The 23,655-nt window shown below is 64.4% G+C and carries 20 protein-coding genes; 2 read left to right on the top strand and 18 right to left on the bottom strand.

Annotated elements, in window-relative coordinates; genetic code table 11:
- Window positions 1-51 precede the first annotated feature (51 nt).
- The 8 genes from AAFG13_RS42545 to AAFG13_RS42510 all read right to left on the bottom strand — a co-directional run bounded on the left by AAFG13_RS42545 (window position 52) and on the right by AAFG13_RS42510 (window position 9,520).
- Entirely contained in the window at window positions 52-1,050 is a 999-nt protein-coding gene (locus AAFG13_RS42545; RefSeq protein ID WP_249131269.1) for a branched-chain amino acid ABC transporter permease, read from the bottom strand.
- Window positions 1,051-1,076: 26 nt separating this feature from the next.
- Window positions 1,077-1,943, bottom strand: coding sequence for a branched-chain amino acid ABC transporter permease (locus AAFG13_RS42540; protein WP_097676476.1), 867 nt, complete (start codon window positions 1,941-1,943; stop codon window positions 1,077-1,079).
- Window positions 1,944-1,959: 16 nt separating this feature from the next.
- Window positions 1,960-2,658 carry an ABC transporter ATP-binding protein gene (locus tag AAFG13_RS42535; RefSeq protein WP_173642024.1) on the bottom strand — a complete coding sequence of 233 codons (699 nt, stop codon included), beginning with the start codon at window positions 2,656-2,658 and terminating at the stop codon, window positions 1,960-1,962.
- The gene (locus tag AAFG13_RS42530) at window positions 2,645-3,376 is read right to left on the bottom strand and encodes an ABC transporter ATP-binding protein (protein ID WP_342710717.1); all 732 of its coding nucleotides are present in this window, start codon (window positions 3,374-3,376) and stop codon (window positions 2,645-2,647) included. Before AAFG13_RS42530 ends, AAFG13_RS42535 begins: the two co-directional genes overlap by 14 nt.
- 1 nt (window position 3,377) lies before the next feature.
- Entirely contained in the window at window positions 3,378-4,694 is a 1,317-nt protein-coding gene (locus AAFG13_RS42525) for an ABC transporter substrate-binding protein (RefSeq protein WP_342710716.1), read from the bottom strand.
- Between the two features lie 94 nt (window positions 4,695-4,788).
- Window positions 4,789-5,877 (bottom strand): GTP-binding protein, encoded by a 1,089-nt coding sequence (locus AAFG13_RS42520; protein ID WP_342710715.1) that lies wholly within the window; start codon window positions 5,875-5,877, stop codon window positions 4,789-4,791.
- On the bottom strand, window positions 5,877-7,544 hold the full coding sequence (locus AAFG13_RS42515) for an amidohydrolase (protein ID WP_342710714.1): 1,668 nt from the start codon (window positions 7,542-7,544) through the stop codon (window positions 5,877-5,879). Before AAFG13_RS42515 ends, AAFG13_RS42520 begins: the two co-directional genes overlap by 1 nt.
- 398 nt (window positions 7,545-7,942) lie before the next feature.
- Window positions 7,943-9,520, bottom strand: coding sequence for a gamma-glutamyltransferase family protein (locus AAFG13_RS42510; RefSeq protein WP_342710713.1), 1,578 nt, complete (start codon window positions 9,518-9,520; stop codon window positions 7,943-7,945).
- 493 nt (window positions 9,521-10,013) lie between these two features.
- Here AAFG13_RS42510 and AAFG13_RS42505 point away from each other — a divergent pair, with 493 nt between their 5' ends.
- The gene (locus AAFG13_RS42505) at window positions 10,014-10,940 is read left to right on the top strand and encodes a hypothetical protein (protein WP_342710712.1); all 927 of its coding nucleotides are present in this window, start codon (window positions 10,014-10,016) and stop codon (window positions 10,938-10,940) included.
- 1,076 nt (window positions 10,941-12,016) lie between these two features.
- Here AAFG13_RS42505 and AAFG13_RS42500 read toward each other — a convergent pair.
- The gene (locus tag AAFG13_RS42500; RefSeq protein WP_223968711.1) at window positions 12,017-12,691 is read right to left on the bottom strand and encodes a LuxR C-terminal-related transcriptional regulator; all 675 of its coding nucleotides are present in this window, start codon (window positions 12,689-12,691) and stop codon (window positions 12,017-12,019) included.
- Window positions 12,692-12,914: 223 nt separating this feature from the next.
- On the opposite strand from AAFG13_RS42500, the gene AAFG13_RS42495 reads away from it, so the two are divergent.
- Window positions 12,915-14,117, top strand: coding sequence for a serine hydrolase (locus AAFG13_RS42495; protein WP_342710711.1), 1,203 nt, complete (start codon window positions 12,915-12,917; stop codon window positions 14,115-14,117).
- Between the two features lie 27 nt (window positions 14,118-14,144).
- On the opposite strand, the gene AAFG13_RS42490 is transcribed toward AAFG13_RS42495, so the two are convergent.
- The 9 genes from AAFG13_RS42490 to AAFG13_RS42450 form a co-directional block, all read right to left on the bottom strand.
- Entirely contained in the window at window positions 14,145-15,548 is a 1,404-nt protein-coding gene (locus AAFG13_RS42490) for an amidase (RefSeq protein WP_342710710.1), read from the bottom strand.
- 16 nt (window positions 15,549-15,564) lie between these two features.
- Window positions 15,565-16,326, bottom strand: a complete 762-nt coding sequence (locus AAFG13_RS42485) for an SDR family NAD(P)-dependent oxidoreductase (RefSeq protein ID WP_342710709.1) — start codon at window positions 16,324-16,326, stop codon at window positions 15,565-15,567.
- Between the two features lie 63 nt (window positions 16,327-16,389).
- Window positions 16,390-17,100 carry an ABC transporter ATP-binding protein gene (locus tag AAFG13_RS42480; RefSeq protein ID WP_212310835.1) on the bottom strand — a complete coding sequence of 237 codons (711 nt, stop codon included), beginning with the start codon at window positions 17,098-17,100 and terminating at the stop codon, window positions 16,390-16,392.
- Window positions 17,090-17,809, bottom strand: coding sequence for an ABC transporter ATP-binding protein (locus tag AAFG13_RS42475; RefSeq protein WP_342710708.1), 720 nt, complete (start codon window positions 17,807-17,809; stop codon window positions 17,090-17,092). The genes AAFG13_RS42480 and AAFG13_RS42475 overlap by 11 nt, the downstream gene beginning before the upstream one ends.
- Window positions 17,810-17,812: 3 nt before the next feature.
- The gene (locus tag AAFG13_RS42470; protein ID WP_342710707.1) at window positions 17,813-18,886 is read right to left on the bottom strand and encodes a branched-chain amino acid ABC transporter permease; all 1,074 of its coding nucleotides are present in this window, start codon (window positions 18,884-18,886) and stop codon (window positions 17,813-17,815) included.
- A 13-nt stretch (window positions 18,887-18,899) separates the two neighbouring features.
- The gene (locus AAFG13_RS42465) at window positions 18,900-19,766 is read right to left on the bottom strand and encodes a branched-chain amino acid ABC transporter permease (RefSeq protein WP_342710706.1); all 867 of its coding nucleotides are present in this window, start codon (window positions 19,764-19,766) and stop codon (window positions 18,900-18,902) included.
- A gap of 94 nt (window positions 19,767-19,860) precedes the next feature.
- Window positions 19,861-21,075 (bottom strand): urea ABC transporter substrate-binding protein, encoded by a 1,215-nt coding sequence (locus tag AAFG13_RS42460; RefSeq protein ID WP_342710705.1) that lies wholly within the window; start codon window positions 21,073-21,075, stop codon window positions 19,861-19,863.
- Between the two features lie 57 nt (window positions 21,076-21,132).
- Window positions 21,133-22,128, bottom strand: coding sequence for an acetamidase/formamidase family protein (locus tag AAFG13_RS42455; protein ID WP_342710704.1), 996 nt, complete (start codon window positions 22,126-22,128; stop codon window positions 21,133-21,135).
- Between the two features lie 16 nt (window positions 22,129-22,144).
- Complete coding sequence (locus AAFG13_RS42450; RefSeq protein ID WP_342710703.1) at window positions 22,145-23,545, bottom strand: amidase; 1,401 nt, start codon at window positions 23,543-23,545, stop codon at window positions 22,145-22,147.
- Between the last annotated feature and the right edge of the window lie 110 nt (window positions 23,546-23,655).

Below are 23,655 nucleotides of genomic sequence, written 5' to 3'. Positions count from 1 at the left end.
AAAACCAGAACTGTCAGAATACAAGCAATGATGACGGCGTGAAGGCCCGCCTCATCCGGTAACCCGTTCCGACGCGCCCGGCAGGATGGTGGCCGCGGCCGGCCGTGGCGCGGCACGGTGGACGTCGAGCAGCCGCACGCCGAGCCGATCGCGCAAGGCCGGCCAGATGCCGCGCGGCGCCACAATCATCACAACGACCGCAATGATGCCGAGCCCGACCAGATACCAGCCGCCGGATAGTCCGAGCGGCCCGGTCATCAGCTCGCGCAGGCCGAAGAAGATGGTGACGCCGAGAATCGGGCCCTCCAGCGTTCCGATACCGCCGATGATCACGATGAACATCATGTAGACGGACCAGTTGACGTCGAAGGCCGCCAGCGGCGCGATGAACAGATTGCCCATGAAGCTCAACGCACCCGCAAGCCCGCATCCCGCCGCGGAGAGCACGAAGGCGATGAAACGATTATGGCGTACGTCGACACCGACGCTCATCGCGGCGAGATCATTGTCGCGCACGCTCATCAACCCGAGCCCGAAGCTTGAGGTCATCATCTTGTACAGCGCCGCGATCGTGATCAGCGTCAGGCCGCCCGCGAGCCAGAACATGGTCGGCTCGAACCAGTCGAAATCGATCAGCTTGCTGGTGGCGAGCGGCACGCCCGAGGTGCCGCCGACGGCCTGCGATTTCATCGTGAAGGCGCCGATGATCTCGGCGAACACCCACATCGCGATCGAGAAATAGGCGTCGCGCAAACGAAACAGCGGAAAGGCGATGATCGCCGCGACGGCCGCGGCCACCAGCGGCGCCACCGGCAGCACCCAGATCGGGGTCACCTCGAGCCAGCCGGACGTCAGGAACAGCGCATAGGCGCCGAAGGCGATGAAGACCTGATGGCCGAGCGACACCAGCCCGGCGTAGCCCGCCAGCAGGTTCCACATCTGCGCCATCGTGAGCAGCAGCAGGCATTCGGTCGCGAGCCGCAGGATGCCCTCATTCAGCACGAAGGGTGCGCCGGCGATGATCGCGACCAGCACGATGGCGCAGGCCATAAGAATTGTCCGTGTCGGCATCTGCGTCATACCCTGCTCGACACGAGACCCGACGGGCGGATCAACAGCATGATGAAGAATAGGAGGTGCGCGTAGAGCAGCCCCGCGTTCGGATCGATCTTCAACCCGATCAATTGCGCCATGCCGAGCGCGATGCCCCCGAGCAGCGCGCCCCAGAACGAGCCGAGCCCGCCGAGCACCACGACCTCGAAGGCGATCAGCAGCCGCTCGGCGCCCGAGAACGGCGTGAAGCTCGACCGCACCGCGAGCAGCACGCCGCCGATCGCGCCGAGCGCGAGCGACAGGCCCATGACATAGTTGTAGACCCGATCCGGCTTGACCCCGGACAGCCGGACGATGTCGCGGCGGTCGGCGGTGGCGCGCACGATCCGGCCGAACTCGGTATGGCGCAGCACGAGCTGCAGCGCCATGAACAGCAGTGCGGCCAGCACCAGCGTGAGCAGCGGCATGATGCCGATGTTGAGGCCGGCGATCTCGAGGCTGGCACGCGACAGCTCGCCGACCTGGAGGCTGCGCACGTCGGCACCGAATATCTCGACCATGACGTTACGCAGGATCACGGAGACGCCGAAGGTGAGCAGCAATGGCGAGAGCGGATCGGGCGACGTCACGACCCGGTTGACGATAGCCGCCTGATAGAGCCAGCCGACCGCAAACGACAGCGCGATCACCGGGATCAGCATCAAGAGCGGCGAGACCTGCGGAAACAGGTTGGAAAGCAGCACGGCGCAGAACGCGCTCAGCACCATGAATTCGCCGTGTGCGATGTTGACGACGCGCATCACGCCGAACACCAGAGCGAGCCCGATGCCGAGCAGGCCATAGAGCCCGCCCAGCAGGGCCCCGTTGATCAATGTCTCAACCCAGATCATATCGTGCCAATCCTGGCTAGTTACCGAAATAGGCGTGTGTCAACTGCTCCGGCTGCAACCCTTGCGCCGGGCCGGTCAGCGACACCCGCCCCTTCAACAGACAGTAGATTCGTTCGGAGGTTGCGAGCGCGCGCTTGACGTCCTGCTCGACCAGCACGACGGCGGTGCCCTCGCGGCGAATGTCGGCAAAGGAGCGATAGATCTGCTCGACCACGACGGGCGCGAGCCCGAGCGAGATCTCGTCGCACAGCAACAGCCGCGGGTTCGACATCAGTGCGCGGCCGATCGCCGCCATCTGCTGCTGGCCGCCGGAGAGCTGGCCCGGAAACATCCGCCGTCGCTCTTCCAGGATCGGGAACAGGTCGAACACCCGCCGCAGCGTCCAGCTGCCCTTGCGACGGTTGACGCTGCCCATCAGCAGGTTTTCCTCGATGGTCAGTGAATCGAACAGCAAGCGCCCCTCGGGCACCATGATGAGCCCGAGCCGCGACACCTGCTCGGCCGGCATCTGCGAGATGTCGATGCCGTCGAAATGCACCGCCCCGCGCCGCTCCTCGTTGAGCCCGACCAGCGCCTTCAGAAACGTGGACTTGCCGGCGCCGTTGGCGCCGACCAGCGCCACCGCCTCGCCGTCCGCGACCGTGAAGTTCATGTCGAATACGGCCTGGAGATCGCCGTAGAAGATCTGCAGGCCGTTCACATCAAGCAACGCCATCGGCCTTCAATCCCATGTAGATCTCGCGCACCACAGCGCTGTCCATCACCTCGGCCGGCGGCCCTTCCAGCACCTTGCGGCCGAAATCGAGCACCAGGATGCGATCCGAGACGGCGCGCAAGGCGTGCGGAATGTGCTCGATCCAGATCATGGCGTGATCTGCCTTCACCGACTTGATGATGGCAACGAGGCGCTCGACCTCGGGCTCGGTCAGCCCGGCGGCGATCTCGTCGAGCAGGATCAGTTTGGGCTTCGAGGCCAGCGCCTTGGCGAATTCCAGCCGCTTGCGATCGATCAGCGGCAAGGCGCCCGCGAGCTTGTCCGCCTTGGCGTCGAGCCCGGTGCGCTGCAACACCTCCATCGTCCAATCGGACGCCGCCTCGCCATAGAGCCCCGCGCCGTAGGACGCGGCGACCAGCGCGTTCTCGTAGACTGACAGATGCGGGAACGGCTGCGGGATCTGGAACGCGCGCCCGAGCCCCATCCGCGCCCGGCGATGCCGCGGCAGGCCCGATATCTCCTTGTCGTCGAGCATGATCGAGCCACCGTCGGCCGTGAGCAGGCCGACGATCAGGTTCAACAGCGAGCTCTTGCCGGCGCCGTTCGGGCCGATCACGCCGAGGCATTCGCCGCGCGCCAGCTCGAAGTTGACGTTGTCGGCGACCACGATCTCGCCGAAACGCTTCGACAGCCCGCTGACGCGCAGAAGCGGTACCATCTCAAGCCAGCTTGGAGAGCAGCTGGAGATCGGCCTGCTTCGGGATGAACGGCGCCGTCCCGTTGTGCACGATCAGGAGTTCGTATTTCGACTTGCCGCCCTTGGTCTTGCGCCATTGCCCGCCCGACAGCGAGGTCACCGCGACGTTCTTGATCGGGCTGTCCTTGAACTTCACGCGGCCGACCACCGTCTCCATGTCGAGGCCGGCGATCGCATCGCGCAGCGAGTTCTTGTCCTTGGGATCGCTGTTCTGCAGCGCGGCGAGCCCGACCTCCCACAGCGCGTGAGCATAGCCGATCGGCTGGGTCCATTGCTTGCCGGTGGTCTTCTCCCACTCCGCGGCGAGTTCGGCGGCGCTCTGTCCGGTCAGCGAGGACTTGAACGGATAGGCCGGCGTCCACCACACCTCGGTCGACATGCCGTCGCCGCGATCGCCGAGCGCATTCACCGCGGCCGGGAACAGGAAGGCCGCCGCCACGGTGCAAATCTGCGGCTTGAAGCCGGCCTGCGCCGCCTGGTTCCACAGCGTCACCCAGTGATTGCTGAAGGTGAAGCCGGAGACGATGTCGACGCCGTTGTTCTTGAACGCGGCGATCTGGTTGGTGAAGTCGTCGGTCGCGATCTGGAACTTGCCGGCCGAGAATTCCTGATAGCCGGCGCCCGAGATGCCGGCCGGCAGCCCGAGCTTCGGATCGGAGAACGCCTGGCCCGGCGGGTTGTCGATATAAAGTGTGCCGACCTTCTTGTTGGTCTCGACCGACTGCCACATGCCGAGGAAGTTCCTGGCGACGTCGTCGGCGCCCCAGAAGAAATGGTAGCTGTAGGGGAAGCCCTTGTCCGGCGTCGACTTGCGCGGGAACATCCAGCCCTGCCACGGCACCTGGGTCGAGATCGTGGGAATGCCGCGGGCGTCGGCGAGCTCCTGCACCGGAGGCTGCGCGTCGCCGTCCTCGATCAGGATCAGGTCGCATTTCTCGCGCAGCACCAGCTCGCTCGCGATCACCGACGAACGGTTCGGGTCGGATTGATTGTCCTTGAACACGAGCTCGACCTGATAGGTCTTGCCGCCGATCTTCAGGCCGTCCTTCAGCCGCGCCTTGATGCGCTCGTGGATCCAGGGATCGGGCTCGGCGAACTGCGCGCGGACGCCGGAGAGGCATCCGACCCAGCCGATCTTGATGGTGTTGCCGGCCGCCCGCGCGACATTGACCAGCGGCACGTTCATCGCCGATGCGAGACCGGTGGCACCGGCCGCCTTCAGCAGCGTGCGCCGGTCGAGCCGGCCGGCGGATGATGTCGTCTTTGAATTCTCAGTCATGTCCCTCTCCCCTCAACAATTGTCTGATCTAAATTCTTTCGTCGTTGAGCATGATCATTTCGGAAAACCGCTTCACACTTTTCCGGATCATGCTCTAGGCCGCCGATCGTAGGATCGCCGCACGGCTCACTGCTGCGAACTTGCACAGGGTGTTCTCGATGATCTGGCGCGGGATGCCGCGCACGATGAAGACGAGCCGCGAGCGCCGGTCCGCCGACGGCCAGCCCTGCAACGCGATCGGCGGATGGAACACGTGCTGCACGCCATGCACCACGACCGGCGCATCGGGCTGTTCGGCGACATGCACGATCGCCTTGAAGCGCAGCAGGTCCTCGCCCTTGAGCGCTGCGACATAATCGAGCCAGCGCGCAAAGGCGTCGCGCTGGATCGGCTCGTCGATGATCAGGCTGTAGGATGATACATCAGTGTCATGCGCATGGTGGCTGTGATGACCACACGCCTCGCCGTCGCAATCGTGATCCGCATGGTCGTGCGGCGCATTCGCCGCCTGCGCCGCCAGATCGAACCAGCGCACCACATCGGCGGAGCGGGCCGCTGGATCGAACAGTCCGGCATCGAGAACCTTCGCCGGATCGACCATCCCGTTCCGCACATGTGAGCGCGTCGCGACCGGATTGATCGCAGCGAGCCGCGCAGCGAGCCGCGCGAGTACATCTTCGCTAGCCAGGTCGGTCTTGGTCACCAGCAGCCGGTCGGCGACCGCGATCTGCCTGACGGCCTCGTCATGCGCCTCGAGGGTATGTGCGCCGTTGACGGCATCGACGGTCGCGACCACACCGTCGATCCGGTAACGACTGAGGACATCGGGCGCCGTCATCAGCGTGTGCAGCACCGGCACGGGATCGGCGAGACCCGTGGTCTCGACCAGCACGCGGTGGAACGGCGGGATCGCCCCAGTGGCGCGGCGGGCGGCGAGATCGGCCAGCGTCTCGATCAGATCCTCGCGCACCGAGCAGCAGATGCAGCCATTGTCGAGCAGCGCGAGACGATCCTCGCTGCTCTCGACCAGCAGATGATCCAGCGCCACCTCGCCGAACTCGTTGATGATGGCGACGACGCCATTGAGCTCGGGCTGGCGCAGCAGATGGTTCAGCACCGTGGTCTTGCCGCTGCCGAGGAAGCCGGTGAGCACCGTGACCGGGATCTGATCCGCCGTGCCCATCACGCGCCCCGCTCGTAAACCTTGCGGCCTTCGAAGAAGGTCATCTCGACCCGCGTGTCGGCAAGCTGGTCCGACGGGATGTCGAAGATCATCTGGTCGAGCACGATCAGATCGGCCGATTTACCCACTTCGATCGAGCCGATCGACCGGCCGAGGCCGGCCGCGCGCGCAGCGTCGATGGTGTAGATGTCGATCACGGTGGCGAGATCGAGCGCCTGCTCGGCCCACAACGACTTGCCGGGAAAATCCCCGGTGGGATTCTGCCGGGTCACCATGCCTTCGATGCCCTGCCAGGGATCGGGGATCGGGATCACCGGCCAGTCCGAGCCGCCGGCCATCAGTGCGCCGGCTTCTTTCAGGTCCTTGTTCGGCCAGAAGCGTTGCGCGCGCTCCTCGCCCATCGCGGCCTTGTGCGCCTCGAGGAAGACGGTCGGATACCAGATGATCGGCGACAGATCCGCCGCGACCCCGAGTTCGGCGAAGCGCTTGATGTCGTCGGGCGCGATGTAGCTCGCATGCGCGATCTGATGGACCAGGTGGGTTGGGCCGTTGAAGCTGCGCACGACATCGATCGCGTCGAGTGCCTGCGTCACCGCGGCATCGCCCGCGCAATGGATCTTCGCGGCAAGGCCGAGCTTCTCGCAGCGCCCGAGCCAACGGATCAGGTCGGGCACGGTCAGCATGGTCGATCCGCGGAAGCAGCAGCCGCGCACGGGGTCGGCCGCATATGGCTCGTGGAACGCCGCGGTCTTGGCACCCGGCACGCCGTCAAGGAACACCTTCACATAGTCCGGCTTCACATGCGCGCCGCGATACTGCTCGCGCAGCGCAAACAGCTCCTCGCCGGCCTTGCCGAACATGAAGCCCGGCTCGACCACCGGCATCGCGCAGACCGCCCAGGCGGTCAGCTCGCCGCGGTCGTCGAGCCCCTTCAGCGCCGCCATGATCGGCTGCATGCTGGCGGCGTCGATGAAGGCGGTGACGCCGTAGGCGTTCAGCACCGAGATCGAACGCGCCACCGCCGCACGGTCCATCTCGGCCGTGTAGTGACCGGAGGCCGCGAGTGCCCGCTCGACCAGGCCGGAGGCGGCCTCGATCATGATCCCGGTCAGCGTCCCGCTCTTGAGGTCGCGACCGATCTCGCCGTCGGTCGGATCGGGGGTATCGGCCTGCACGCCGGCCAGCCGCAGCGCCCCCGAGCTCGCCCAGCGATTGTGATAGGTGTCGTCGCGCAGCACGACCGGATGTCCGAGGCACGCCGCATCGAGCAGTGCGCAGGACTCCGCGGTGTTCATCTCGTTCAGGAGATTGTTGCCGAACTGCCCGCCGACGATCCAGGCGCCGGGCGCAGCCACTGAGGCAGCCTTGTGCAAGGTCTCGGCGATCCGTGGAACGCTGTCCGCGTTCGAGAAGCGCAGCTCGTAGAGATCGGCCTGCCCGCCCATCATGATGTGATTGTGGATATCGACGATCCCCGGCATCGCCATTCGTCCACCGAGATCGACGGTCTTGGTCCCCTCGCCGATGAGCGACGCGACGTCGCGCTCCTCGCCGACGGCGATGAACCGGCCGGCCTTGACCGCCGCGCATGCCGCCCAGGGTAGCTGCCGGTTCGACGTGTAGATCCGGCCGTTGCGGAAGACCGTGTCGGCGAATGTCCTGTTCATACGGATCAACTTCTCGATTGGGAAAGTCCGGAGCGATCAGCCTTTCGCGGTGCACAGCGGCGAAGCCGCGCAGGGCGCCGGCAAGATCGGCCAAACGTTCGACATGTCGGCATTTGGAACAATCCACCGTCCGGTGGATGCTCCGGCGCGTGCTGCAATGCGGGCCGGCGCAGCACCCAGAGCAGGTGACTTCATTTCAAATCGCGCGGCGCGGCCTACTTCACCTCGCCCCGCTTGCGGGAAGAGGTCGGAACGCATCGTAGATGCGGGGGCCTCCGCAAACGCAGCTATTGCCGGATACGCGGAGACAGCCCCTCACCCCAACCCTAACCCCGTAAGAACGGGGCGAGGGAGCGCAGTCCCGTTGCGGCCATCATTCGACGCGGTCCCATCGCACTTCAGTAGCCCAGCGCCAGCCCGTCCTTGCGATGGTCGGAGGCGCCGAGCAGAACGCCGCGCGCATGGTCGATGCGGATCGCCTGGCAGCCGCCGATCGGCTCCTCGGAGAAGCGGGCATCGTGGCCGCGGGCGCGAAGGTCGTCGCGGATCGCTGGCGATATCGTCGTCTCCAGCGACAGCGCGCCGTCGAAGGCAAACGAGCGCGGTGCCTCGGCGGCCGCCTGGATGTCCATCTTCAGATCGAAGACGTTCGACAGCAGATTGGCATGGCCGGCGGCCTGGTAGTGCCCGCCCATTACGCCAAACGACAATACGGTCTTGCCGTCCTTGCGCAGCAGGCCCGGAATGATGGTGTGCATCGGGCGCTTGCGTGGCCCGAGCGAATTGAGATGTCCGGGCCGGGCGCGAAAACTCCAGCCGCGGTTGTGCAGCAGGACGCCGGACTTCGGCGCATAGATGCCGCTGCCGAACGGATAGAACAGCGAGTTGATCAGCGAGACGGCGTTGAGGTCGCGGTCGACCACCGTGACATAGACGGTGTCGCGATGCTCGATATCATCCCAGGCCGCGGGCGCGGACGCGCGGTTCATGTCGATCTTGCTGCGGATCCTCCCGATATAATCGTCGGCAAGGAATGCGGTCGGATCGACCTTGCCGGCGGCGGGATCGCAGAAGAAGGCGTCGCGCGCGCGGTAGGCGGCCTTGGTCGCTTCGGCGAGCAGATGGATCCGATCGGCCTGCGCCAGCGCGCCGACATCGAAGCCGGCAAGTGTCCGCAGGATCATCAGCGCCGCCAGGCCCTGCCCGTTCGGCGGACACTCGATCACGTCGTGGTCATGGTAGAGTGCCGAGATCGGCTGCACGTAGTCCGAGGTCTGCGCTGCGAAATCCTCGGTGCTGTGGGCGCCGCCGAGCCCGCGCAAGATGCCGACCATCTCGTCGGCGGCCTCGCCTGCGTAGAACCCCTCGCGCCCGTGCTGCGCGATGCGGCGCAGGGTCCGGCCAAGCGCAGGCTGCGTGCGGATGTCGCCGACCTCAGGCGCCTTGCCGCCGGGAAGGAACTGCGCCGCGGCATTGGCGTCGATCTCGATCCGCGCCCGGAAGCGGCGCCAGTCTTCCGCAACGCGCGGTGTCACGCAAAAGCCCTGCTCGGCCGCCGCAATCGCCGGCCGGAAGATCTCCTCCAGCGACCTGCTGCCGTGATCGGCGACCAGCCTGCACCACGCGTCGACGGCGCCGGGCACGGTCACAGCCTCAGGCGCGGTCGGCGGAATGTCGCGCGCGCCGCTGCCGGCATATTTTTCAGTATCGGTGCCGGCGGGCGTGCGGCCGGAGCCGTTCAGCGCGATCGGCTCGCCGGCCTTGGGCGAATACAGCGCAAAGCAGTCGCCGCCGATCCCGGTCATCTGCGGCTCGACGACGCCCTGCACCGCCACCGCGGCCACGGCTGCATCGACCGCGTTGCCACCGGCCTTCAACATCTCGACCGCGGCAAGCGTCGCCTGCGGGTGCGAGGTTGCGGCCATGCCACGCTCCGCAACCGCCACCGAGCGGCCGATGGCCATAAAATCACGCATGTCGGATCCTCAAATGCTGTGAGCGGCAGCCGCTCGCCAACATTGTCGAAAACGACACCGGTCCCTGGCGGAGTCTCGGCCGGCTGCGCGGCGAGCGGCAATCCACCTAACGGTGGATCGGTGAATACAGGCGAGGTTTGTCTCGCCGGACGCTTTCCGGACGCGGCGAATTGATCCGACGGCAAGGCCGCAAAACCTGTGCGTGAAGAGTGCTTTGGCCTATCTGCGTAGTTGCGTGTTCGCCGGCTAATTCTGCGGTGGTTAACTGGTTGCCAAGCTCAGAGCGCGATGGCACGCTGTCATGATCAATTTGGCCCATGTTTGATTTCCAATGCGGATGTCATCTCGCAAAGAGGTTCATGGCACCAGGCGAAATCAGTTCGGTTGCGGAGCTGGTTGGTTACGCATTGCCGCGCCTCTGATCACACTGTCATGCGGTGTCGTCGTTCGCGATGTGCACGCGGCGTCGCCCACGGAAGAGTCGGGCCCACAGGTGACAGCATCCGAACCGTCGGCTCAAGCCGATGCTCGGAGCGCGCCGCCAGGTGCGGACCGAGCGAGCCCCGAGGCTCTGCCTACGACGGAAACCGAGAAGCAATCCGAGCAAGCATCTCAGACGGCCAACGTTGTCGACCCGCTCAAGGCCGCTCCTGACAATGTCGATACAGTCTTGGTCCTGGACGAGTGCTTTGTTGCCGAGGCATGCATCGACCGGTTCCTTGGAGTACTTTACACGCGAGCGCCGAAGACCGACTGGATCGTCGTCTACGAGAAAACGGACGTAACGATCAAGCGGAAGGGAAAACAGATCACCGTCACTCGCAGCATCCCCAAGCGGGTCGAAAATGACTTCGGATGGAAGGACCCCAGAGCAGCAGATAAAGCCGGCATGCCTCTGATGGATTATGTGATCGGAGGGATGGATCGAGCCTTCAAGGGAAAGCTGTTTTATTTGCTCCATGCAGCAGAACAGGCCGGACTGGCACCTGGGATCACAAGCGGATTCCGAGATGACTATCGACAATCAATCGCGAGCGGGCTGAAGGCCGCGAATGACAAGTCCTATCACGGTGGCAGTTCGCGAGGAGGCTATGGTCACGGGCTCGCCGCAGACATCATCAGCATGAACGGCGGGAGCAAGGACGAGCGCGTAATCGAGACCAAGCGATTATGGAAATGGATCGACGAACACGAAAAGCAGTTCGGAGTCGGACGTCCATATTTGAATGGAGACCCAGCGCATCTCGGACCAATCGACGGTCCGGAATACGTAGCTCATCGTTCAGCATCGAGCCACGCCAGGCTGATCGGCAAGCGACACACGCGAATTGCGGCATCTTCCAGGCATGGCGTGAAAACGCGAGCAAAGTCAAAGGCAGCGACGAAGCCTGCGACAACGAAAATCAGCTCGCGCCTGTGATCGGCGTGCGCGTCGCTGCGCTTCGAATGTGCGCTCCGGCGAGCCCCAGCCCAGGGGGTGAGCTGGGGCTCACGGCGGCTTCGGAGACTGTAGCGGCCAGCCTCCAGCCATGACGTTACGCCTCTCCCCCGAATTTCATCCACCAGGAACCGCAATTGCTGCGCCGCGCTACTACTTTTGCGCTGCTGAGTCCGCTCACCGCGAGATCTGTTACTCAGAGCTAGTTCAGAATGGCAATTGTCGCGCGCAACTGTCGATTTTACTATGTCCTCAGTCGTGCGGTTTGGCCGACGTCAGCCCCACACCCCGACCATGCACATCGCGCGATCAGGGATCGCCGCTTCGGCCCACGGAGCGACGGTCCCGCCCCATTCGGGATGCGACAAACTAACCCGACGGGCAACTCAGCAAAACGTGTCAACCCCTCGCCATCAAAATAATTCGGTTTATCGGAACTGCAACTCAGTGTATGGTCTGCGCGTCTCACCCGATCGAGGGGCGCTGCGCATCGTCACGGGTGTTGCGGTGAGATGCGGTGGACGTTGATTGCGCAACTGACGAGTGCGCATGAGGCGGACGGTGAAGTCGTGTGGTCCTGACGCCCTAGCGGCAGGTGTCTTTTCACAAAGCGCTCACGCGTCTTGTGAAGACGGTGACAAACAAGCCCAGTCTCGCCGGGGAGAGCACGAAGTAAGCCGTAACCCATCGCGCAGGGAAAGCCGGAGTCTCCGGTTACACCTGTGGTCCTACCCCCCGAGCTTTCTACCTTTTGCTCGGGGCCCATGGGTGCGATCGGCACCCGGCTTTCCCTGCGCCCTCTTCGAGAGAGAGGGCGGAATGAAGAGCAAAGCTCGGGCGATTCATGTCGCGAGAATGCGGTTGTATGACTCACAGGCCGCGCAACATTTTCGCTGTCGTCCCGGCGAAGGCCGGGACCCATAACCACAAATGCAAATTGTTGCGCAATGCTGGAACAACGAGTCCCGTCAACAACATCTGCTGCGGAGTATGGGTCCCGGCCTTCGCCGGGACGACGGTGGGGCAAGAGCCGTGCTCGCAATCGACGGCTCACGCCCTCAATGCGGCCGCGACATCAGCGCGACGACGGCGGAGCGGGTCTCGACGCCGAGCTTCTCGAAGATATGGATCAGGTGAGTCTTCACCGTCGCAAGACCGATGCTCAGGCACTCGCCGATCTCGCGGTTGGTGCGGCCGCAGCACAGCAGTTCGACCACTTCCATCTCGCGCGAGGTCAGTCCGTAGCGCGCCGGCTCATCGGCGTTCGACGACAGGCGGCTGGTCAGGTTGAATTCGAGGTAATCGTGGATCTTCTCGGCAATGTGCATGCTGCCGTCGGGAATCGCGCAGCCCGGCGCCCAGAGCACGCTCATTCCGGCCACGATCCGGTCGTTGCGGCGGAAGAAGAACTCGATCATGTCGGCGACGCCGCATTGCCCGGCGAAGGCACGGTAGGTCGCCGCCTCTTGCGATGCGCATTGGTTGAGCGCGACGCTCAACCGGGCAATCGGCCGGTTGCTCGCGGAGCGCGGATGCAACGGATCGAGCCGGTTCATGCCGGCGAGATACTGGTCGTGGAAACTCGGCGGGACGTTGCTAGAGAGCACGAAGCGGTTGAGGGTCAGATTGCCGTCGACCTCGTAGAACGCGGTCGCCGACCCTTCGAGAATCCCGCGCGCGAACTGGATGGCCTGCGTGGTTGCCGGATCCGGTCGGCCCAGAAGCGCGATCATGACCTACCTCCCGATGTTTCCCGATGGCGAACGTCTGCGCGTCGCATCGCCGGCACGCTGAGACAGACGCGGGGCATAGTCAAGCAAATTGCGGGCCAAGCGCACATCCCGGAAACGGTTACGCCGGAGTAACCCGGACATGACCTCCACCATCTGGTTGATTGCAAGCGGCGCGACCGATACGGAACTTCTGCACGTCCCCGGTATCATAATTGGATCAACAATGAATTCGCGTCGCATCATGTCCGCCTTCCCGTCGGCGGCCGACGAACAAGTCACGCTCGCCAACTGGCGCCAGCATCCCTTCAGCGAGTGGGCATTCCGCAATGTCCGCGAACTGCTGCCCACCGCCAACATCGCGCGCGCCTCGGCACCGGCGCCGCTGTCCTTTGCGCCGCGCTATCTCGACGACGTCAGCTTCGCTGACCCGCGCGGTGAGACGGTCGGCGTCGGCCAGGCCCTGCGCGCAAGCCACACCGACGGCATCGTCGTGTCGCACCGCGGACAGGTCGCTTTCGAATGGTATGCCCACGGCCTGACGCCGGACACTCCGCATCTGATTTTCTCGGTCAGCAAGTCGGTCGCCGGAACGCTCGGCGGGATCCTGGCGGATCGCGGCAAGCTCGATCCCGACGCGCCGGTGACGCGCTACATCCCGGAGATGGAGGGATCGGTCTATGGCGGCAGCTGCACGGTGCGGCACCTGCTCGACATGAGCGTCGGCATCCGCTTCGACGAGGACTATATGGCGCGCGACGGCGACGTCATGAACTACCGGCGCTCGACCGGCTGGCAGCCACCCGACCCGACCGTGCCGCCGACCAACCTACGCGATTATCTGCGCACCCTGCGGCCGAACGGTACGCCGCACGGGCAAATCTTCCACTACGTCTCGACCAACACCGACGTGCTCGGCTGGGTCTATGAGCGCGCCTGCGGCATATCCTACGCGAAGATCCTCGCGCACTATCTGTGGCAGCCGATGGGCGCCGAGCACGATGCCTACATCGCCGTCGACTCGCGCGGCGCGGCGCGCGTCGCCGGCGGCATCTGCGCGACACTGCGCGATCTCGCCCGCTTCGGCGAGATGATGCGCAACCACGGCATCAGCAACGGACGGCAGGTGGTCCCTGGCTGGTGGGTCGACGACATCAGGCAGAACGGCAATGCCGAGGCCTGGTCGCGTGGCGACCTGACCAAGGTGTTTCCGAACGGCAACTACCGCAACAAGTGGTACACGATTGATCGCAACGAACCCCCGTTCGCCGCGGTCGGCATCCATGGCCAATGGATCTACATCGACCCGGCCAACGAGACCGTGATCGCGCGCGTCTCCTCGCAGCCGCTGCCGATGGACCTCGATCTCGATCACATGTGGATGCGCGGCTATCGCGCGATCGCGGCCCGGCTTGCCGGCAAGGCCTGATAAAGCGCGACCGCCATTGACGCAGCATCATTCGATCGGCGGCCGCCGCGTATGCCAGTCCGTCACCGATTGGAACGCAGCGCCGGCGCGGACCAGCACGTCTTCGGACAGATGCGGGCCGACCAGCTGCATGCTGAGCGGCATCTGGTCCGACGCCATGCCCATCGGCAGCGTGATGGTTGGGCTGCCCGAGAAGTCGAACACCGCCGTGAAGCGCAGGATGTTCAGGAGGACGTTGGGGTCGGCGCCGTATTCGCTCATCTTCGTCAGCGTCGGGATCGGCACCGGCATCGTCGGGATCAGCAAGAGATCGATATCCTCGAACATCGCAGCGAGGCTGCCTGCGAACTTCAGGCGCTCGTGATGGATCGCCGCAATGTCGACGCCGCTCGTCGCCCTGCCCTGCTCGATCAGCTGCGCGAGGTCCGGTCCATATTCCGACTTCCGCGACGGGTACGTATCCAGATGCGCCTCCGCCGTTTCCACCGAACACATCGTAATCCACTGGCTGACGAGCTTCTGATAGGGCGGGAAATGCACCTCGCGGATATCGGCGCCGAGATCGGCGAGCGTGCGCTCGGCCTGCACCAGAGCGGCGACGACCTGCCGATCGATCCCCTCCTGGGTGTATCTGCGATCGACGCCGATCCGCACGCCCCGGATGCCATCGCCTGCGCCGGCCAGATAGTTCGGCACCGGCGCGCGCAAGGCGGTCGGATCGTTGGCATCCGCGCCGGCGATGACGCCGAGCATTGCCGCGGCGTCGGCAGCGCTGCGGCACATCGGTCCGACGTGGTCGAGCGAGTCCGCCAGCGGGAAGACGCCGTGCCGGCTGACGCGGCCCCAGGTCGGCTTGATGCCGGTCAAGCCGCAGGTCGCCGATGGAAACCTGATCGAGCCGCCAGTGTCGCTGCCGATCGAGCCGTAGCAGAGCCCTGCCGATGTCGCGACGCCCGACCCGCTCGACGACGAGCCGACCCAGTAGTTCACATTCCACGGATTGAGCGGGGCCTGAACCGCTGGATGATGGCTGGTATAGGCGCCCTCCGTCATCTTGAGCTTGCCGAGCGTGATCGCGCCGGCGAATTCCAGCCGATCCACGATCGTGGCATTGAAGGACGGCACGAACTTCGCATGGATCGTCGTGCCGCCTGCGGTCGGCGCAAACGTCGTGTAGCAGAGGTCCTTCAGCCCGATCGGAACGCCATGCAGCGGGCCGCGCCAGATGCCCTTCGCAATCTCCACATCGCGCTGCTTCGCCTGCGCCATGGCCCGCTCCGCAAGGACGAGCGCATAGCCATGAAACTGCCCGTCGAGTTTCGCGATCCGGCCGAGGATCGCCTCCGTGATCTCCGAGGGCTTCGCCTCGCCGCGGCGAATGAGCCCGGAGATCTCGGTGATCGACTTGTAATGCAATGGATCCGCTGACATGTCGTTGTCGCCCCGGCTAGAACTGAACACCGCGCGTCAAGGCGCCGTCCACGACGAGGTTGGTCCCCGTGATGAAGCTCGCCGCCTTGCTCGCCAGGAACACCGCGGCGTTTGCCATCTCCTGCGGCGTGCCCATCCGGCCGGTCGGGTTGAGCGCCAACGCGGTCTTGTACAGTTCGGGATTGCCGTCCTTGATGATGTTCCAGACGCCGCCCTCGAAATAGGTATTCCCCGGCGACACCGAATTGGCCCGGATGCCCTTCGCCGCAAGCTGGTAGGCCAAGCCCTGCGTGTAGTGGATGATCGCGGCCTTGAACGTGCCGTAAGGACCGCTGGCGAAATCGACCTCGCGTCCCGATACGCTGGAGATCGTGACGATCGCCGCCGCCGCGCTCTTCTCAAGATACGGCATCGCGGCGTTGACGAGCCGCACCGTCCCCATCATGTCGGTGGAGAATTCCTTCTCCCAGCTCTCCTCGTCCTGCCCGATCGACAGCGCGCTGACATTGGCGACGACAACGTCGATGCCGCCGAGCTTCGACGCCATGTCGGCGACCCAGGCCTTCAGCGCCGGCCCATTCGAGACGTCGACCGCACCGCCGAACGCCGCAACGCCCTTGGCCTTGATCGCGGTCACCGCAGCGTCGACATCCGCCTGGTTGCGCGCGCAGATGCCGACATTGGCCCCCTCGGCCGCGAATGTGTCGGCGATCGCGCGGCCGATTCCCTTGGTGCTGCCTGTCACGAGAACCTTTGCGCCCTTGAGTCCCAGATCCATATCCATTCCCTCCGTTGTTATCGATTGTTGAACCCGCACTTCCTCACCACATGGCGTAGCCGATCAAAGCAGCAGCTGCGCGCGAACATTGTCCGCGTTGACCTCCTCGCCGGCCAGCGATCGCGTAATCTTGCCCTTTTCCATGATGTAGCAGCGCTGGGCGATCGCCAGGATGGTGTCGAGGTTCTGCTCGACGAAGATGATCGTGGTGCCGAGCTCGGCGCGGAACGATTGCAGCGCCTCGCAGATGTGCTGCACGATCGATGGCTGGATGCCCTCGGATGGCTCGTCGAGGATCATCAGCGACGGATTGCCGATCAGCGCGCGGCCGATCGCGAGCTGCTGCTGCTCGCCGCCCGACATGGTGCCTGCGATCTGCCGCCGGCGCTCCTTCAAGCGCGGAAAATACGTATAGACCAGCTCCGGCAGCTTCTTTCCGTCGGGCCCGCCGATCAGCTCGCCGACCTGCAGGTTCTCCTCGACGCTCATTTGCGGAAACACGTCGCGGCCCTGCGGGATGTAGCCGAAGCCGGCGCGCGCCCGCGCATCGGCCTCGAGCTGCGTGACATCCTGATCCATGAAGGTGATGGTACCGCGCCAGGTCTGCAGCAGGCCGATCAGGCAGCGCATCAGGGTCGATTTGCCGACGCCATTGCGGCCGATCACGCCGACGATCTCGCCGCGCGAGACCTGCATGCTGACGCCCTGCAGGATCGGCGTCGCGCCGTAGCCCGCCCAAAGTCCCGATACGTCCAGAATGCGATCAGTGGGCATGGGTCTTACCCAAGTAGATTTCCGCGACCTTCTCGTCCTCCAGAATGGCCTCGAGACTGCCGCGCGCGAAGATCTTGCCAAGATGCAGAACGGTGACGCGCTGGGCGACCTGACGCACGAACGCCATGTCGTGCTCGACGACCAGAACCGTCATGCCCTCGGCGTTGAACGACTTGATCAGTTCGCCGGTCTTGTAGGTCTCTTCCGGCGACATGCCGGCGGTCGGCTCGTCCAGCAGCAAAAGCTGCGGCTGCAACGCCAGCGCCATCCCGATCTCCAGCCATTGCTGCTGGCCATGCGACAGCGCACCGGCGAGCTTGCCGCCATCATCAGCCAGATTGAGCAGCACCAGCAGCCGTTCCTCCTCAACCCGGCATTCCGCGCCCGAAAGCCGTTCCTGCAGCGCGATCTGGATGTTCTGCCGCACCGGCAATTCCTTGAACACGCTCGGCGCCTGCATCTTGATGCTCATGCCACGTTGCACCCGCGCGTAGGGTCGTTCCGCGGTGATATCGACGGTGTCGAAGAAGATGCTGCCGGTGGTCGGTGGATAGAGGCCGACGATCAGCTTGAACAGCGTGCTCTTCCCGGCCCCGTTGGGCCCGATCAGACAGTGAACTTCGCCGGCATTGACCGTCAGGTCGACCTCGGAGACGGCGGTCAATCCGCCGAAGCGCTTGGAGACGCCTTTTACATCGACCAGCGCCATGGTTCAGGTCTCATCCGATTGCAGGCGGCCGGCATCCGCCAGCGCGGGGGCCTCGTCGCGCCGCCGACGCCTGGTCCACCAGTCGACAACAAGCTTGCCGATGCCAAGGACAAAGCCCTGCGGCGCCAGCATCACGGTGGCGAGCAGGAGGACACCCATCAGCACCAGCGCTGCCTGCTGGCTGTAGACCGTGATGGTCTGGAAGCCGAACAGCAGCAGGAACGATCCGACCAGGGTCGCGGTCAAATCATTGCGTCCGGAGAATGCGACCCAGACGATCGGCATCGCCGCCGCCGGCAGGCCGATGCTGGACGGCGTGATGAACTGCCCCCAGGACGTGTAGAGCGCGCCGCTGAGGCCCGCGAGGCCGCTGCCGATCACGAATGTCAGGAGCTGATATTTGCGGACGTCGTAGCCGAGCATCTCGGCGCGCTGCGGATTTTCCCGCGTCGCCACGATCACGTTGCCGACGCTCGAGTTCACCAGCATGCGCAGCGCGACGTAGACGATCACGATCAGTGCGATCATGAGGTAATAGAGCGCCGATCCCTCGATATCGAAACTCCCGACCGTGAGCGGATCCATTCCCTTCATGCCGTTGAAGCCGTTGAGCCGGGCCGGACCGATATGCCATTCCGGTCCTGCCGTCTGCCCGAGGAAGAAGGCCAGCACCAGCGTTGCCGACAGCGTCACGATGCCGAAGAAGATCCCGCTAATCCCACCCCAGATCATGAAATAGCCGAGGACCCCTGCCGCCATCATCGCGATGACAACGGAGAGCACGAGTGCTGCAATCGTGGCCGTTCCTCCGCCCATGTTGATGGCGAGCACGCCATAGCCGTAGCCTGCGATGCCGAAGAAGAAGGTCTGGCCGAACGACAGCATGCCGCCGTAGCCCCACATCAGGCAGAGGCCGAGCGCCATGAATATCCAGATCAGGAAGTAGGCAAAGTTGCCGACATCATAGGAGTCGGCGAACAGCGGATAGATCAACGCGCCCGCCAGCACGGCAACAAAGCAGGACCAGAAGATCTTTCCGCGTCCGAGCGTCTGCGGACCGTCGAGCAGCTTCAACATCAGAAATTCCCGTCTAGCGCCCACGACGAACCAGCACGCTGGATAGCCCTTCAGGCAGCACCCGTATGATCAGGATCACGGCAAACAGCATGCCGATCTGCCCGATGATCTGGCCATAACTGGCATTCAGCGCCATCCTGATCATCGCCAGGAACACCGCGGCCGGCGCGGTTCCGAGCAGGACATTGGCACCGCCGATCACGACAGTGACAAAGCTCTCGACCACGAAAGTCGCGCCCATGGTCGGGATCAGCGTCATGGTCGGCGCGTAGAGCGCACCGCAGAGTCCCGCAAGCGCCGTGCCGATCCCGAAGCTGATGGAATAGATGCGGCCGGTGCGCGCGCCGAGCGCCTTCGCCATTGCCGCATTCTGCATCGTGGCGCGCGCGATCACGCCAAAGCGCGTCTTCATGAAGATGATGTAGAGCCCGGCCAGCACCGCCACCGCACAGCCGAACAGCACGAGGCGATAGGTCGAGAACGTGTAGCCGCCGATCGCAAAACTTCCTTCCGGCGTGCCTATGCCGCGCACCGCGGAGCCTACGATCAGCAGCATCGACTGCGTCACGATCAGGCTGAGGCCCCAGGTGGCAAGCAGGGAATCCAGCGGACGCTTGTAGAAGCGCCGCACGACGAGGTACTCGACGATCATGCCGATGATGCCCGCGGTCAGGGCGGCCAGGATCTGGGCGATCGGGAGCGGCACGCCGAGATTCACGAGCCCGACCGTCACATAGGCCCCGCACATGATGAACTCGCCATGCGCCATGTTGATCACGCCCATCATGCCGAACACGATGGCAAGGCCCGCCGCCGACAGGATCAGGAACGCGAAGACGTCGGCGAATTGATAGAATAGCGAGAAGAGTTCAGCCGACATTCCACTCTCCGTGATCACGGCGCCGCATCATTGCGGCGCCGGTTCGCTTCAAGGCCGTAATGCAAAACACGAGCAAGATTCGTGCCCGCTTGCATCACGATTTGTTGGGAAGATGACTCGGCGTGTACTGGTCCTTGTCGTTCTTCTTGGTGAGGTCGCAGCCGATCTCGCCGAGCCAGTAAGGCTGGATCGTCCCGTAGTCCTTCTCGACGGTCACCTCGTGCTTGGGCCCGACCGAGATCAGGCGCATGCGGTGCGACGTATGCTGGCTCTTCGGATCGATGCAGACCTTGCCCTCGGGGGCGTCGATGCAGGCATCACCGGTCGCAATCACCTTGCGCATGTCATCGAGCTTGGTCGACTTCGCCTTCTCGACCAGCGCCTTGTACATGTAGAGCGCGTTATAGGCGTTGTAGCCCATGTCGTTGATGTAGAGCTCGTCGGGGAACTTGGCGTGCCAGCGCTTCTTGAAGTCGTTGGCTTCGGGCGTGTCGATCTCCTCGAACCAGTTGGCGGTCGCATGCATGTTGTTGAGCGCCGGCGGCTTGAACCGCTTGTGCTCGAAGCCGAGCATGACCTTGATCGAGGACCCCATCGGCAAGTTGAGGTTGGCGGCGGCCGCCTGCTCGAAGAACGAGTCCTGCGCGGCACCGACATTGATCGTCAGCAGCCAATCCGGCTTCGCCTTCTGGATGTTCTGGATCGTCTGCGCGAATTGCGATACGCCGAGCGGGATGAACTCCTCGCCCACGACCTCGCCGCCGAGGTCCTTCATGATCTTGCGGTTCCACTCCGCGGAGATCTGGCCGAAATTATAGTCTGCCGCGATGACGTAGACCTTCTTGCCGAACTTCTGGACCATCCAGGGGATCAGCGTCGAGAACTGCTGCTCCGGCACCGCACCCATGCTGACCATGGAGGCATCGCAGACGCCGCCTTCATACTGGTTCGTATAGAAGTACGGCGTGGTGGTGCGATCGACGATCGGACGCAATGCCTCGCGCGAGGCAGAGGTGATGCCGCCGATCAGCACGTCGACCTTGTCGCGGTTGAGCAGGCGGCGACCGAACTCCTGATAGCGGGCATTGTCACCTTGGGGATCAAGGTGAATCAGCTCGATCTGGCGGCCGAGAATGCCGCCGCTCTTGTTGATCTCCTCGACCGCGAGCTGCGATCCATGCAGCTTCGGCATGCCCATGAATGCCAGATCGCCGGAGACGTCCTCCAGCAAGCCGACCTTCAATGGCGGGTCGGCCGCCTGGGCAGCACCAATGACTGCCGTCCCGAGCACGGCACCAAGCAAAGCCATTCCGACTATACGCCCCGAATTCATCGCGATGTTCCTTGTCGTTGAAAGATGTGGAAGTCACGCCTTGAGGTAATTCTTCAGGATCGACGCCCCCATCGTGTATTTGGGGTCGACCATGTTGCCGAGCCGCATGCGGCCGGCCTGGCTGAGCAGCATGTAGGCGTCGATCTCGTCGAAGCCGTAGTCCGCGCTCATCCAGCGCACGAGCTCGCGATAGGCGATCCGTGCCGCGTCCTCGAGCGGCCGCGCGCTGCCGATCGTCATGATGAAGTCGCGCGTCTCGAGCCGCGGCCAGGCGAAGCTCCAGTTCTTGATCAGATCGATCTGCAGCGTCACGGTGGCGCGCTGCTCGAGCGCGACGCCCGAGAGCTCGCCGTCGCCCTGCGTGGCGTGGCAGTCGCCGACATAGAGCAGCCCGCCTTCGGTATGCACCGGAAAATAGATGATCGAGCCAGGCGCGACGTCGGGCAGGTCCATGTTGCCGCCGTGATAGTCGGGCTGCAGCGAGGAGATCGCCTCGATCTCGGGCGACACGCCGATCGTGCCGATGAACGGCTCATACGGCAGCGTGATCTTGTCGTTCCAGCGCACGCCGTTGCGATCGACATGCAGCTTCTTGACGCGCTCCGGCAGCGGCGGATTGAGCAGCGCCGTGGATGCCGTTCCGACCAGGCCGCCGAACTCCGGAATGATGCAGGTCGTTCCGGCCGGCTGCGCGCCGCGGGTCTCGACGTCGCGAATATAGACGGCGAGGCAATCGCCCTTCCTGGCGCCCTTGACCGCGATCGGCCCGCATTGCGGGTTCAGGTAGGGGAAGTTCAGCTTCGCCGTGGGGCTGTCGGTCTCGCTGGTGAGCACGCCGCCGAAGGCATCCTCGGTCTCGACGACGACCACCCCGCCCGGATCGATCAACAGGGTCGGCTCGGCATAGGGTCCATAGACGTAATGGAAGCTGCCCTGTTGCTCGATCGTCAAACTATGGGTCGTGCCCGTCGCGCCCTTGGCGACGGCCCGCTTGGCCATGATGGAACTCTTCAACCAGTCTTCGGTCATGCGAACGCTCCTCAACTCAAATCGCGGGATGGCGCTTGTGCCAGTCGGTGACGCGCTGGAAGGCATCGCCCGCACGGACGAGACTTGCCTCGTCGAAATGACGGCCGACAAACTGGAAGGCGACCGGACCGCCGTTCGGCGCAAAGCCGCCGGGAAGCGTCACGGTCGGGCTGCCGGTCATGTCGAACGGACAGGTGAAGCGCAGCAGCCCCGTGATCAGCGACGGGTCCTCACCGAGTGCCGCCATCTTGGCCAATGTCGGCGCAGCGAACGCCTGGGCCGGGACCGCGATGAGATCGACCGTCTCGAACAGCAGCCGCACGGCGCCGCGAAACGCCTCGCGCCGCAGCACGATCTTCTGATAGTCCATGCCGGACTGCGTCCGGCCGAGATCGAGCAGGCCGGCAAGCGCCGGACCGTATTCCTCCTTGCGCGCCGGATAGGTTTCTTCGTGCGCGACGGCGACTTCAATGCCGCACAGCGGGAACCAGTCTTCGATGACCGCCTTCGGATCTGGGAACGTAATCTCCTTGATCTTCGCGCCGAGATCAGCGGCAACCCGCAGACCTTCGCTGAGCACCTTGCCGGCAGCCTCGTCGGTGCCCTCGCTGGTCCAGCGCCGATCGACCCCGATCGTCACGCCGCGCAAGTCTCCGGACAAACCAGCGAGATAGTCCGGCACGGATAGCGGCACGGACGTGGTGTCCTTCGGATCCTGGCCTGCGATCACGGCGAGGATCGCGCCGCAATCGGCCGCGCTGCGCGCCATCGGACCGATGTGATCCAGAGTTGCGGCGAGCTCGAAAGCGCCGTAACGGCTGACGCGGCCCCAGGTCGGCTTCAGCCCGGTGATGCCGTTGGCGGCTGAGGGAAAGCGGATCGACCCGCCCGTGTCGGTGCCAAGCGAACCGAAGCAAAGCCCCGCCGCGGTGGCGACGCCGGAACCGCTCGACGATGCGCCGGACCACAGATCGGCATTCCACGGATTCTTCGGCGGATCGATCTTCGGGTGATGATCGGCATAGGCACCCTCGGTCTGCTGTAGCTTGCCGAGGATGACAGCGCCGGCATCCTTCAGCCGCGCGACCACAGTGGCATCCTCACTCGGACGGAAGTCGCGATGAATAGTCATGCCGTGCGCGGCCGGCGCGCCCTTGACCCAGCACAAATCCTTGACTGCGATCGGCACGCCGTGCAGCGGCCCCTTGATCTTGCCGGACGCGATCTCCTTTTCGGCTGCCGCGGCTTGGGCGAGCGCTGCGTCGCCCATCACATGGGCGTAGCTCTTGAGCTGGTCGTCGAGCTGCTCGATCCGCCCGAGCATCGCCTTGGTCACCTCGACCGGCGAGAGTTTCCTGGCCTGGATTTGCTGCCCGACCTCAATGAGCCCGAGATAGTGAAGATCCGTCGTCGGCATCGTTTCTCATCCCCGCACTTGGCACGACGCAAGCGCAGGCACTGCCCATCACCCCGCATGCGCCTCCGGCTTGGCGACACGGATGTGTCGCCAATTTGTTTGGCGGCAAA

Origin of the sequence: Bradyrhizobium sp. B124 (assembly GCF_038967635.1) — a bacterium.
Taxonomy (GTDB): domain Bacteria; phylum Pseudomonadota; class Alphaproteobacteria; order Rhizobiales; family Xanthobacteraceae; genus Bradyrhizobium.
Note: the sequence above shows the minus strand (reverse complement) of the source record. Positions and strands in the feature narration are given on the sequence as shown.